This window comes from Streptomyces sp. JH002 (assembly GCF_050916115.1).
Lineage (GTDB): Bacteria > Actinomycetota > Actinomycetes > Streptomycetales > Streptomycetaceae > Streptomyces > Streptomyces xiamenensis.
Genome location: NZ_CP087989.1, coordinates 1,644,939 through 1,657,176, shown reverse-complemented (window position 1 = coordinate 1,657,176; position 12,238 = coordinate 1,644,939). Strand labels below are relative to the sequence as shown.

Here is a 12,238-nt window from a genome sequence, read left to right as displayed (position 1 = left end):
CGCTCTTCCTCACCAGGCGCGGCTGGGGCGAAGCCGCCACCCGGCTGCCCGAACGGCCCAGCCGTCGAGCCAGCGGCTGCGACATCCTCACCCGCGCCCGGTGACCACCGCGATCGCCTCCGGCAGCGTGAGCGCCGCGCCGGCCGCGTACCGCTCCTCGTACACCGCCTCCGGCAGGCCCGTCCGCACCAGCGCCCGGACCCGGGGGGAGAGCGCGGGGTCCGTGGGCATCGGACGGAAGCCCATGCCGGGGACCGGCCGGTAGCGGTCGTACGCGCCCAGCAGCAGCGCCGCCTCCGGGTGCCCGCCCAGGCCCGCCCGGGCCCAGGCCGCCAGCAGCAGTTCGTGCGCCACCATCTGAGGCGCCATCATCCTGCCCGATCCCGACAGGACGTCCACGGCCTCCCGCAGCCATTCCAGCGCCGTCCCGTACGCCTCCCGCTGACAGTCCAGCCAGCCGTGCAGACCCGCCCACAGCGCGCGGATCAGCGGCGGCGTGTGCTCGGAGAAGTCCTCCGCCAGTGCGCGCAGCGGCTCACGCGCCTCCTCCAGGCGCCCCGTACCGCCCAGGAACTCCGCCAGCAGCAGCGCCGGCAGCCCCGGCGCGCTCAGCGAGAACTCCCGCGAGTCGGCCACCGCGCGCCGCAGTTCCCGCTCCGCCGCCGCGTCCGCCGGGTCCACCGCCAGCCGGGCCGCCGCCCACTCCGCCCGCAACAGCGGCACCTGCGCGGGTGTGCCGCTGCGCTCCGCCCACTCCAGCGCCGCCCCGAAGTCCGCCACCGCCCGCTCCCGCCGGCCGCGCAGCAGCCAGGCGTCGCCGCGTACCCACAGCGCCTGGGCGATGGCCAGCGGATCCCCGGTGCGCTCCAGCTGCTCCAGCGCCTCCTGCGCCACCTCCACCGAGGTCAGCAACGTGGCCCGCATCAGCAGCGCGCAGCCCAGGTCCCAGGTGCTGCCCAGCCGGCGGCAGTCCTCCAGCATCGCCGCCATGGTCGCCTCGACATCCGGGTACTCGCCCGCCATCAGCTTCGCGAAGTACCACATCTGGCCGGGCTGGCCGCACAGCTGGGGCAGCCCCGGCCGGTAGGCGGCGATCACCGCCGCCAGCCGCTCCGGCTCCGCGTACTCCCCCTCGCCGGCCGCCAGCAGCAGCAACCGCACCTGGCGGCGCGCCTCCCACCGCCGCTCCGCGTCCCACGGCGGCGGCAGGTCGGTGACCCGGCCGCTCAGCGGCGCGGCGTGGCGCACCGGCGCGGCGAAGGGGTTCGGGCCCAGCTCCGCCGCGCCGCGCGCCGCCGAGCGGAAGTCCCCCATGTGGAAGTGGAGCCGCCAGAACCAGCTCATGGCCAGCACCAGGCACAGCGCCTCCTGCTCCTGGCCGGTGTCGAGGGCGTGGCGCACGGCGGTGCGGATGTTGTCGTGCTCGCGGGTGAGCCGCGCCATCCAGTGCGCCTGGCGCGGGCCGTGCAGCCCGGGCTCGGCGGCGCGGGCCAGCTCGCGGTACGTGTGCAGGTGCCGCTGCGCGACCGCGTCCCGCTCGCCCGCCGCCGTCAGCCGCTCGGCGGCGTACTGCGCGACGGTCTCCAGCAGCCGGTAGCGCGTCTGGCCGCCGGAGGGCTCGGGGACGGCGGTCAGCAGCGATTTGTCGACCAGGGCGGGGAGCGCGCCGAGCGTGTCCGGTCCGCAGACCGCCTCCGCCTCGCCGAACGCGCACCCGCCGGAGAACACCGACAGCCGGCGCAGCACGGTGCGTTCCGCCTCGGTCAGCAGGTCCCACGACCAGTCGACGACGGCGCGCAGCGTACGGCGGCGACGGTGGCCGCCGCTGCCGTCATCGCTTCCGCCGCCGTCGTGGCCGCCGCCGTGGCCGCCGGCCCCGTCGTGGTCGCTTCCGCCGTCGCCGAGCAGGACGAACCGGCGGTCGAGCCGGTCGGCCAGCTCCCGCGGGGTGAACGCGCGCAGCCGCGCCGCCGCCAGTTCCAGGGCCAGCGGCAGACCGTCCAGCCGGCGGCAGATCTCGGCGCACGCCACGGGGTCCTCCTGGACCCCGAACCCGGGGCGGGCAGCCGCCCCGCGTTCGCCGAACAGCCGCAGGGCGTCGGCCGGCGGCAGCGGGCCGACCGGCAGCACCCTCTCGCCGGGCAGCCCGAGCGGCTCGCGGCTGGTGGCCAGCACGGTGACGCCGGGGCAGCGGGTCAGCAGCGCCTCGGCGAGGGCGGTCGCGGCGGCGCGTACGTGTTCGCAATTGTCGAGAACGAGCAGCATCCGGCGGCGGGCGCAGGACTCCACCAGCAGCTCCAGCGGATCACGTGTCGCACCGCCCCCGCCGCCGAGCGTGGCGGCCCCCTGCACGTCAGCGGCCCCGGCCGCCACCTCCTGGAGCACGGCCTCGGCGACATCCGCCCCGTCCCGCACCCCGGCCAGCTCGACCACGCGCACCCGTGCCGCGGGCGCGGCGACGGCCTCCAGCGCCAGCCGGGTCTTGCCCACTCCGCCGGGCCCCAGCAGGGTCACCAGCCGTGCGCCCGCCAGCGCCTCCCGCACCGTGCGCAGCTCCCTCTCCCGCCCGACGAAGGAACTGACCCACCCCCGGGCACCGACGGGCGCGCCCCGGTCCTGGCCTCCGGCGGTCTCCCGCTCCCCGGTGGCCGAGCCCCCGCGCGGTACGGCCTCGCCCGCCGCGCCCCCCTGGGTGCGGCGTTCCGCGTCGTCGGCGGCGGTCGGGAGCGGCGTGCGCCCGCCGGACGCGCCGCCCCCGACCTGACGGTTCCCCGGGCCACCCGCCCCGTTCACCCCAACCGCCGCCGGGCGGACCCCGTTCCGTGGTTCCGCCGCCGCCCCGTCCCCGGGAGCACCCAGCAGCCCCGCGTACAGGGCGCGCAGCTCCGGGCCCGGATCGGTGCCGAGCCGTTCCGCCAGCGCGGCGCGCGCCTCCTCGTACGCGCCCAGCGCCTCCGCCGGGCGGCCGTCCCCCAGCAGCGCCCGGATGCGCAGCGCGTGCAGCGGCTCGTCCAGCGGCGCCGCCGCGGTCAGTTCGGCGAGTTCGCCCACGGCCCGCCCCGGGCGGCCCAGCGCCACCTCGGCGGCGAGCCGGTCCCGCCGGGCCCGCCCGTACCGCCGCAGCGCCTCCGCCACCAGCGGCTCGTCCTGGCGGCCCGGCAGCTCGGCCAGCACCGGTTCGTCCCACAGCGCCAGTGCCTCCTCCAGCAGGACGGACGCCCGCCGCGCGTCCCCGGCGCCCAGCGCCGCCGCCCCGCCCTCGGCCAGCTCCGCGAACCGGAACAGATCGATGTCGCCCGCCCCCGCCGCCAGCCGGTACCCGCCGGGCACCGACTCCACCGCCGCCGCCCCCAGCACCCGCCGCAGCCGCCCCACCAGCGCCTGCACCGCCGCCACCGGTTCGGCCGGCGGCGCGTCCTCCCACCACACCCGCGCCACGAGCGCCTCCGACGCCACCGGCCGCCCGCCCGCGACGGCCAGCGCGGCGAGCAGCGCGCGCAGCCGCCGGCCCCCGCCCACGGCGATCTCCGTCCCGTCCGCCCGGAAGACCCGTACGGTGCCCAGGACCCGATAGTGGTGCTGCATCCCCCCATTGTGGTCGGGAAGAAAACGGATGGCCCCTCCTTATCGGCGCTGGCACACTGCCCCGGTGCCCGCAACCACCCCTCTTCCGCTGCTCACAGCGGATTGCGCCGACTGCTTCGCCCTGTGCTGCGTCGCCCTGCCCTTCGCCGCCTCCGCCGACTTCGCCACCGACAAGCCGGCCGGGCGCCCCTGCGCGAACCTGCGCCAGGACTTCCGCTGCGGCATCCACGACGACCTGCGTCCGGCCGGGTTCACCGGCTGCACCGTCTACGACTGCTTCGGCGCCGGGCAGCGCGTCTCGCAGCGCACCTTCGCCGGCCGCGACTGGCGCGGTGACGCGGACACCGCCCGCGCCATGTTCGCCGCCTTCCCCGTCGTGCGGCACCTGCACGAACTGCTGTGGTACCTCGCCGAGGCCCTCACCCTGCCGCCCGCCGAACCGCTGTACGCCGACCTGCGCCGCGCCGTGGCCGCCACCGACCGGCTCGCGGCCGGCACCCCGGAGGAACTGCGCACCCTCGACCTCGCCGCCCACCGCGCCGAGGTCAACGCACTGCTGCTGCGCACCAGCGAACTGGTACGGGCCGAGGCCGGCGGCCGGGGCGGGGAGCGGGGCCGCGAGCGGAACCGGGGCCGGGGGCGGGGGCGCTCCGGCACCCGCGCTCGCGACCACCGGGGCGCCGACCTCATCGGCGCGCAGCTCAAGGGCGCCGACCTGCGCGGCGCGAACCTGCGCGGGACGCTCCTCATCGCCGCCGATCTGCGCTCGGCCGACCTCACCCGGGCCGACCTGATCGGCGCCGACCTGCGCGATGCCCGCCTGCACGGCGCCGATCTGACCGGGGCGTTCTTCCTCACCCAGGCACAGCTCAACGCCGCGCAGGGGGACGCGGCCACCCGCGTCCCCGACACCCTCACCCGCCCCGCCCACTGGCCGGCCGGCTGACGCCCGCTACCGCATCCGGTCCGCCAGCAGGGCCTCGGCGAGCGCCACCTGAGCCGGTGCCAGCGCGGCCTCGCCGTCCTCGATGTCCCACAGGGCGTTCTGCAGCACCCGGCCCAGCGTCCAGCCGGCCGCCCGCCGCCGGTCCAGGTCCAGCGCCTCGGTCAGCTGGTCGAAGCGGCGCAGCACCGTCCGCCGTAGGTTCCCGCCGGGCACCACCGCGGTCTCCCAGGCCGAATCCAGGGCGGGCCACAGATCGAACCCCGGGTCACCGGCCAGTGGTTCGGGGTCGATGGCCAGCCAGGGTTCGCGTGCTCCCGCGAGCACGTTCGCGTAGTGCAGGTCCCAGTGCAGCAGCCGGTCCCCGGCCTCGCCCGTCAGCTCGGCGACGGCGTCCGCGCAGATCCGGACCAGGCGCCGCTCGTCCGGATCGGCGAGGGACCGTACGGCGTCGGGTGTCTGCGCCACCATCGCCGCCGCGATGTCGCCCAGCCGCCGCATCCCGTCCGGTGCCGGCACGGCGGTGAGCCGGGCCAGCAGGGCGCCCACCACCGCTGTGGCGGCGGTGTCGTCCTCGGCGGCGAGTGTGGACAACGGCCGGGCGGCGTCCAGCCGTTCCAGCAGCAGCGCGTCCGTGTCGGTGTCGTGTGCCAGCAGCCGGACGATGCCGTGCCCGTCCCAGGTGCGCAGCCCGGGGACGACACCGGCGCCGTCCTCGGTCTTCCGCTGGACCTTCAGCACGGCGGGCAGCCCGTCGGCGCGCCGCCGCACGGGCAGCACGATCCCGGCCATGCCGTGGCCCGGTTCGCCGTCGGGGCGCAGCGACCAGCGCTCCAGAAGACGCTCGATCACCCCCGGCAGTCCGTCCACCCAGGCGGCATGCCGATGGTGCGCCGACCGGAAGGCTTCGGGGACGTGCAGGCGGAACGATGGGTTCATGTGGTGTTGCTCCTTCGCGAGTTCGGTTCGGTGACTCGTGGCGAAGGAGTCGGCGGAGGCCCCCGGCAGCGGGAGCGGCGTCACAGCATGGCGCCCACTGTACCGGCGGGTGAGCACCCGTCAGCGGGCGTGCCCGGTGCACGAACGCCGCCGCCGGCCCGCGCGACACCGGCCTCTACTGTTCGCCCGGCCGAACCCTCTCGTCCCGGGGCGGCGGAACCCGGCCGCCCCGGAAGGTGCGCCGGTAGCTGTCCGGGGGGACGCCCAGCGCACGGCGGAAGTGCCGGCGCAGCGTCGTGGCGGTGCCCATTCCGGTGGCCGACGCGATCGCGTCCACGCTGTCGCCGGTCGCCTCCAGCAGTTCCTGGGCGCGCCGGATCCGCTGGTTGAGCAGCCATTGCAGCGGGGTGGTGCCGGTCACCGTCCTGAAGTGGCGGCCCAGCTGGCGCGAGCTGAGGTTCGCGCGGCGGGCCAGGTCCTCCACCGTGAGCGGCTGGTCCAGCCGTTCCATCGCCCAGGGCAGCACGTCGGCCAGCGGATGGTCGTCCCGGGCCGGGACCGGGGTAGGGACGAACTGGGCCTGGCCGCCCGCCCGGTGCGGCGGGACGACCAGGCGCCGGGCGATGGTGTTGGCCACCGCCGCACCGTGGTCGAGCCGCACCAGATGCAGACACAGGTCCAGCGCGGCGGCCTTGCCCGCCGAGGTGAGCACGCCGCCGTTGTCCACGTAGAGCACGTCCGGGTCGACCTCGATCCCGGGATGACGCGCGGCCAGCTCCTCGGTGTGCGCCCAGTGCGTCGTGGCGCGCTTGCCGTCCAGCAGCCCGGCCGCGGCCAGGACGAACGCCCCCGTGCACAGGGACGCCACCCGCGCGCCCGCCCGATGCGCCGCGCGTACCGCGTCGACCAGTTCGGCGGGCGGCTCCACCTCCACATCGGCCCAGCCGGGCACGATCACCAGACCGGCCGCCGGGAGGTGGTCGAAGCCGTGGTCCGGCTCCAGCAGGAACCGGTCCAGGCGCACCGCCCGTGGCCCGCAGACGGTGACCTCGTACGCGGGATCGTTGAACACCTCGTACGCCAGGGACAGTTCGAAGTGCAGCATCCCGTCGGTGACGGCCAGCGCGACAGTGCTCATGTCTGGAAGTGTATGGGTCGTGTCGTTCCGGACACTCACGCCGGGCGCCTGCCGGCCGCCAGGCTGTTCGCCATGAGCGCACAGACGACACACCCGCGGGTGACCGTGTTCGGCGCGTACGGTCACACCGGCCGCTTCGTGGTGGCGGAACTGCTGGAGCGCGGGTTCACCCCGGTGCTCTCCGGCCGCGACGCCGCGAAGCTGGCGGCGGCGGCGTCATCGGCGGCGGACTCCGGCCCGGAAATCCGCCCGGCATCCGTCGGCGACCCGGCCGCCCTCGACCGCGCGCTGTCCGGCGCGGACGCCGTCATCAACTGCGCCGGACCCTTCGCCACCACGGCCGCCCCGCTGATCGAGGCGGCCCTGCGCGCCGGAATCCCGTACGTGGACGTGGCGGCCGAGATCGAGGCCAACCACGACACGTTCACCCACTTCGCCGACCGCGCCCGCAGCGCCGGAACGGTGATCGTCCCGGCCATGGCCTTCTACGGCGGCCTCGGCGATCTCCTCGCCACCGCCGCGATGGGCGACTGGAAGAGCGCCGACGAGGTGCACGTCGCGTACGCGCTCAGCGGTTGGCACCCCACGGCAGGGACCCGCGCGGCGGGCCAGGTCTCCCACGACCGCCGCGCCGGCCGCCGCGTCCGCTACCGCGACGGCGCACTCGCGTACCACGACGCGGCCTCACCCACCCTGACCTGGTCCTTCCCCGAGCCCATGGGGGAGCGGAGCGTGCTCGGGGACTTCACCATGGCCGACGCCGTCACCATCCCCAGCCACCTGCCCATCCCCGACGTGCACGTCTACATGGCGACCGAGGCCGCCAACGACCTGGCGTCCTCCGGGACACCCGCACCCGAACCCACGGACGAACGCGGTCGCTCCGCCCAGACCTTCCTGGTCGACGTCCGCGTCCGGCGCGGCTCCGAGGAACGCCGCGCCTCGGCGAGCGGCCGGGACATCTACGCCATCACCGCCCCGCTCGCGGTGGAGGCGGTTCACCGGATCCTCACCGGGCAGACCCGGGCGACCGGGGTCGCCTCGGCGGGGGCGGTCTTCGACGCCCCGGACTTCCTGCGGGCCCTGTCGGATCAGCTCTCCGTGGAGGTGGCCCCGTAGGGCCCGGTCATGGCACACCCTGCCGGGCGGATCCGGGAGGCCTCCCGGACGGCGGTTCAGCGCGGGATGTCGAAGCCGCCACGGTCCACGGCGGCCCGCACCTGACCGAGCCACTCCCTGCCCAGCCGCCGTCCGTCGGGGAGTTGGTCGTCCCGGTCCCAGCGCCAGGTGGTGATGATCGCCAGCACGAGGATCCGGCACGCGCGCAGCAACTCCTGGTCGGCGCCCGGATAGTGCTCGGCGACCTCTTCGGGGGCGTGGACGAGGTCGAACTCGACGGGCCCGCGGCAGCACGTCTCCAGGTCGATGAACAGCAACCCCCGCCCGGTGCTGAGCAGATTGCCCGGGTGCGGTTCGCCGTGCAGCAGTTGCTCGGCGCCGCCGCGCTCACCGATCACGCGTGGCAGGCTGCCCAGCGTGCCGACGAGCAACTCCCGGTCCGGGTCGCCGAGCGCGGGAGTGCGCTCGCGGTCCGCCAGGAGCCCGAGGGCGTACGCGACCCGCTCGGTGAAGTGCGGCGCCGGTACGTCGAGCGGGCGCATGCCGGTGTGCAGCCGCTGGAGCGCGTCGGCGTAGTCGGCCGGGGAAGGCTCCTGGCTGCTGACGGGTTCGTAGTAGGTCCAGAAGGTGACCACGAAGCCGTCGCGCTCGTAGGCGCGCGGTTCCACGCGGGGGTCCAAGGTGGCCACGGGGCAGTCTGCTGCGGCGAGCCGCTGGGCGAGATCGATCTCGAACCGGGCGACCTGCTGCGTCACCGGCGCCACCCGGGCCAGCACGTCACACGGCAACAGGCGCAGGGTGAGCTTGTTCGAGTCGTGCAGCACGAGCGCGTCGTCGGCCGCCAGGCCGAGCGAGGCGGCGATCGATGTGGCCGCGGCCACCGCGCGGGTGGTCTCCGACGCCTGCATCGTCGCCTGACCCCTCTTCCGTGAGACTGATGAGCTGCCGCGTCCCGCGTCCGACCGCGATGTACGGGACTGGGCGCGGGGCGCCGTCTCGTACGCCCGACCGCTCAGTCGAGGCAGAACTCGTTGCCCTCGACATCCTGCATCACCAGGCACGACTCGTTCTCGTCATCGGCGGCCAGCAGGTGCACGCGGGTGGCGCCGAGCGCGACCAGACGCGCGCCTTCGGCCTCCAGCGTGGCGACGCGCTCCTCACCGACGAGCCCCGTACCGGCCCGCACATCGACGTGCACGCGGTTCTTGACGACCTTGCTCTCCGGAACGCGCTGGAAGAACAGGCGCGGCCCCACCCCCGTGGGATCGGAGGCGGCGAACCACGCGCCGCGCTCCTCGGGCGGCAGCGTGAGATCGAAATCCTCCCACGTGTCGTACCCCTCCGGAGGCGCGGGCGGAACGTATCCGAGCACCTCGCACCAGAAACGGGCGACACGCACGGGCTCCGCGCAGTCGAAGGTGATCTGGATCTGCTTGATCGACGACATCGGGCCATCGTAGAGGCGGGCCTTCCTCGCCTCCACAGATTTGTTCCTGGGCCGGCAATCCCCCTCAAGGCCCACATGTCAGGACGGAGCCCCACTTCGCGGGTGACCTCCGGGGGTGCTTACACGGAATTGCACACGGGTTTGCTGCGCTGCGTGATGTTCGGTTGACCTGCTGTAGCGCGGCGGTCCAAGGTCAAGGGGCGGGATGTGATCTCAACAAGGGAGGGATGCATGGCACTTCGCTTCATCGCGAAGGATCCGAACTCGCCTCAGCGCACCCTCCCACACGATGGCGTAGAGATTCAGCGGCTGTGCGCCGTGAAGGCGCTGTTGGCGCATCTGTCGTACTTCGACAAGAGGTTCGATCTCATCGGGGTTGTCCCAGCTACCTTCGCCCACCGCAAGTGCCCGTGAATATTCGGCGGTTTGTAGCAGGCCGGGAACCAGCGACAGCTCCCAGGTTCGGACCCGCGTTGCAACATCCTCCATGGAGATGTACTCGGCCATACCGCCCGCACGCGGGTACTGCTGCCACCAGCCCTTCGCCTTGCGGCGTTCCCGGTCCAAGCGTGCGAGCCGCAGCAGAGCCTCAAGCGCGTCGCGGTCAGTGCAGCCGTAGAACTCGTACAACGCCTTGATGTCCGGGTCGCGAACCGGAACCCAGCCACGCTCTATCTTGACGAGCTTCGTGGGGGTAGCACTCAGCACGTCCGTGGCTTCCTGCTGCTTGAAGCCGGCTGCGACGCGCAACCGCAGCAGTTCGGCACCAAGCTTGCGGCCCAAGACAGTTGAGGTCTGGTTGGACTTCGTCATCCGTGAACTCACAGTGACAGTCATACCTCGTTCGGTGGCTCTCGGTCGACCGTATTCACTCTTTCAGGAATATCTTCCAGGAATAGATTGCTCCCTTGAAGTTCTGAGGCCTACTGTCGGTCATTGACCGCTCACTCTCGTGGAAGGTGGCCGTCCATGACTGCCGCTGCCGCCGCCTCACCCCCGCCTCTCGATCCCTCCCTGGTGCTCCGTCAGGACCGCCTCGACTACACCCCCGTCCCCGGCAGTGTCCGGCTGGCCCGGCGGCGGGCCGCGCGGCTCGTGGGGGAGTGGGGGTGCCCCCGGCTGGCCGGGGATGCCGCGCTCGTGGTCTGCGAGATGGCCAGCAACGCGCTGCTGCACGCCCGCGTTCCCGGGCGGATGTTCCGGGTCCATCTCATGCTGCTGCCCGCTGTGTTGCGGGTGGAGGTCACCGACGCGCTGGGGGAGCGGCTGCCCGTGCAGCGGCCCGTCGTGGGGGAACCGACGTGCGGACGGGGCCTGTTGCTGATCGCCGCGTTGGCCGCCCGGTGGGGTGTGACCCCGCTGATGGTCGGCAAGACCGTGTGGGCCGAGTTCGACCTGAGGGAGGAGGAGGGGCGTGGGCATGTGGTTCAGCCGGCGTGACCGCCGGGCCGACGCGGCGCCGATGTCGCACCGGATGCGGTGCGATCTGTGCCGCAAGAAGTCCGAGGCGAGCGTGGAGTTCGGGCGCGTACAGGACTGGCAGCTCGACCACGCGGCCCGCAACCCGGGGCACCGGCAGTTCACGGAGATCCTGACCCGGCCGTGGCGCACCGAACGGCAGGCCGTCACCATCGGGGTGGAGATCACCACGGTGCAGGGCGACGGCTGGTACCGGACGGGGGAGTGCACGCTGTGCGGGCACACGGGGGTGGCCGTGCACTGGATCGGTTCGGCGCGGGCGGCGGGGCGGTCCGCGCACCTCTTCGGCTGCCAGGACTGCGTGACCTCGCTGCACGAACGGGTGTCGGGCGTCGCGCGCGTCTAGCGGTACCCCGCACCGGAGTTGGCCGCATCGGGGCGGGATCGGCACGTTCTCACGGGCCCCGGGCAACGCGTTCTGCTTCGAACGCTGGGACGCCCACCGGCCCGGGGTGGCGGGCGGCCGGACCTGGTGGCCGGGGGAGCGCCCGGCCACCGGCGCACCGGGTTCCCCGATCGCGAGGAACCCGGACGCCGCAGACCGGCTCGGGTTCAGTGGGCGCGTACCGCCCTCGTCACGGCCGGGGCTTGTGCGCGAACACCCAGCGGTTCCCCTCCAGCGCGTCGTTCGACTCGGGGAGGGGGCCGCGTCCGTGCTGCTGGGTGAACTCGAAAGGCGTGTGTATCCGGGCCGACCAGCCCTTGGCCCGCAGGTCGCCGGTGGAGTCGGGACGCGGGTCCTTGTTGAAGAGCTGGAGCAGGTCGATGCCGATCTGTTCCCGCGTCGCCGTGTAGGTGGCGCTGTCGCGGTACTGCATCAGGTGCTTCTCCACCTTGGCCTCGAAGGCCAGCGCGCTGCCCCCGGTGGTGAGCTGGTCGACCGTGTCGATCAGGTACGTCTCGGCGGCGCTCGGCAGGTAGAAGAGGAGCCCTTCGGCGAGCCACACGCTCGGTGCGGTCGGGTCGAAGCCGGCGCCGGTCAGCGCGGTGACCCAGTCCTCGCGCAGGTCGACCGGTACGGGGACGCGCTTCACCTTGGGGGTGGCCAGCAGGTCCGCGAGCACCTGGTGCTTGAACGCCAGGACGCCCGCCCGGTCGATCTCGAAGACGACGCAGTCGGAGGGCCACGTCAGCCGGTAGGCGCGGGTATCCAAACCGGCTCCCAGCAGCACCACTTGAGTGGCCCCCGGGCCGACGGACGTGAGGAGGAAGTCATCCAGGACTCTGGTCCGCAGGCCGAAGTAGCGGGCGAACCGTCCCCACAGCGGGTTCGCGTCCCCGTCCGTGGCCTCCTCGATGCGTACCGGCCACTGGGCGCACGCCGGGGCGGCGCGCACGAAGTGTTCCGCGTAGCTGTCCTGAGCGAGGCTGTCGTGGCGGTGGGTCTCGATCGCCCGTGCGGCGGCGACCAGGAGCGCGGTGAGCCCGACACCTCCGTCCACGCCTTCCACATCGGTGTGCTGTGTCGCCGTGTCGGACATCGTTCCTCCAAGAACGGGAGCGGGAAAAGGGGGCGTGCGGTATCCGGGAGTCAGTGAAGTAAGTGGCGAGGTGCCGGTGGCCGGCGGCGGTGGGCCGGCGTTGCCGC

Annotated in this window: 11 protein-coding genes; 4 read left to right on the top strand and 7 right to left on the bottom strand. The window is 74.0% G+C overall.

Annotated elements, in window-relative coordinates:
- Positions 1 to 87: 87 nt before the first annotated feature.
- Positions 88 to 3,585 (bottom strand): AfsR/SARP family transcriptional regulator, encoded by a 3,498-nt coding sequence (locus H7827_RS07070; RefSeq protein WP_432743516.1) that lies wholly within the window; start codon positions 3,583 to 3,585, stop codon positions 88 to 90.
- A gap of 28 nt (positions 3,586 to 3,613) precedes the next feature.
- Between H7827_RS07070 and H7827_RS07065 the strand changes: the two genes are divergently transcribed.
- Positions 3,614 to 4,531, top strand: a complete 918-nt coding sequence (locus H7827_RS07065) for a pentapeptide repeat-containing protein (protein WP_432743514.1) — start codon at positions 3,614 to 3,616, stop codon at positions 4,529 to 4,531.
- A 6-nt stretch (positions 4,532 to 4,537) separates the two neighbouring features.
- Here the strand turns inward: H7827_RS07065 and H7827_RS07060 are convergent, their stop codons facing one another.
- Together H7827_RS07060 and H7827_RS07055 are read right to left on the bottom strand one after the other, a co-directional pair.
- A complete protein-coding gene (locus H7827_RS07060) occupies positions 4,538 to 5,467 on the bottom strand; it encodes an aminoglycoside phosphotransferase family protein (protein WP_432743512.1) in 930 nt (309 codons plus the stop codon).
- 175 nt (positions 5,468 to 5,642) lie between these two features.
- Entirely contained in the window at positions 5,643 to 6,605 is a 963-nt protein-coding gene (locus H7827_RS07055) for a helix-turn-helix domain-containing protein (RefSeq protein WP_432743510.1), read from the bottom strand.
- A 72-nt stretch (positions 6,606 to 6,677) separates the two neighbouring features.
- Between H7827_RS07055 and H7827_RS07050 the strand changes: the two genes are divergently transcribed.
- Positions 6,678 to 7,724, top strand: coding sequence for a saccharopine dehydrogenase family protein (locus H7827_RS07050; RefSeq protein ID WP_432743507.1), 1,047 nt, complete (start codon positions 6,678 to 6,680; stop codon positions 7,722 to 7,724).
- A gap of 56 nt (positions 7,725 to 7,780) precedes the next feature.
- Here H7827_RS07050 and H7827_RS07045 read toward each other — a convergent pair whose 3' ends face one another.
- The 3 genes from H7827_RS07045 to H7827_RS07035 form a co-directional block, all read right to left on the bottom strand.
- Positions 7,781 to 8,632 (bottom strand): phosphotransferase, encoded by an 852-nt coding sequence (locus tag H7827_RS07045; RefSeq protein WP_432743504.1) that lies wholly within the window; start codon positions 8,630 to 8,632, stop codon positions 7,781 to 7,783.
- 104 nt (positions 8,633 to 8,736) lie between these two features.
- On the bottom strand, positions 8,737 to 9,171 hold the full coding sequence (locus tag H7827_RS07040; RefSeq protein ID WP_432743502.1) for a VOC family protein: 435 nt from the start codon (positions 9,169 to 9,171) through the stop codon (positions 8,737 to 8,739).
- A gap of 213 nt (positions 9,172 to 9,384) precedes the next feature.
- The gene (locus H7827_RS07035) at positions 9,385 to 9,984 is read right to left on the bottom strand and encodes a Scr1 family TA system antitoxin-like transcriptional regulator (RefSeq protein ID WP_432743500.1); all 600 of its coding nucleotides are present in this window, start codon (positions 9,982 to 9,984) and stop codon (positions 9,385 to 9,387) included.
- A 156-nt stretch (positions 9,985 to 10,140) separates the two neighbouring features.
- On the opposite strand from H7827_RS07035, the gene H7827_RS07030 reads away from it, so the two are divergent.
- Positions 10,141 to 10,611: an ATP-binding protein gene (locus H7827_RS07030; RefSeq protein ID WP_432743498.1), complete on the top strand. Its 471-nt coding sequence runs from the start codon at positions 10,141 to 10,143 to the stop codon at positions 10,609 to 10,611.
- Positions 10,592 to 10,996, top strand: coding sequence for a hypothetical protein (locus H7827_RS07025; protein WP_432743496.1), 405 nt, complete (start codon positions 10,592 to 10,594; stop codon positions 10,994 to 10,996). Before H7827_RS07030 ends, H7827_RS07025 begins: the two co-directional genes overlap by 20 nt.
- A 229-nt stretch (positions 10,997 to 11,225) precedes the next feature.
- On the opposite strand, the gene H7827_RS07020 is transcribed toward H7827_RS07025, so the two are convergent.
- Positions 11,226 to 12,131: a class I SAM-dependent methyltransferase gene (locus H7827_RS07020; RefSeq protein ID WP_432743494.1), complete on the bottom strand. Its 906-nt coding sequence runs from the start codon at positions 12,129 to 12,131 to the stop codon at positions 11,226 to 11,228.
- Positions 12,132 to 12,238: the final 107 nt, after the last annotated feature.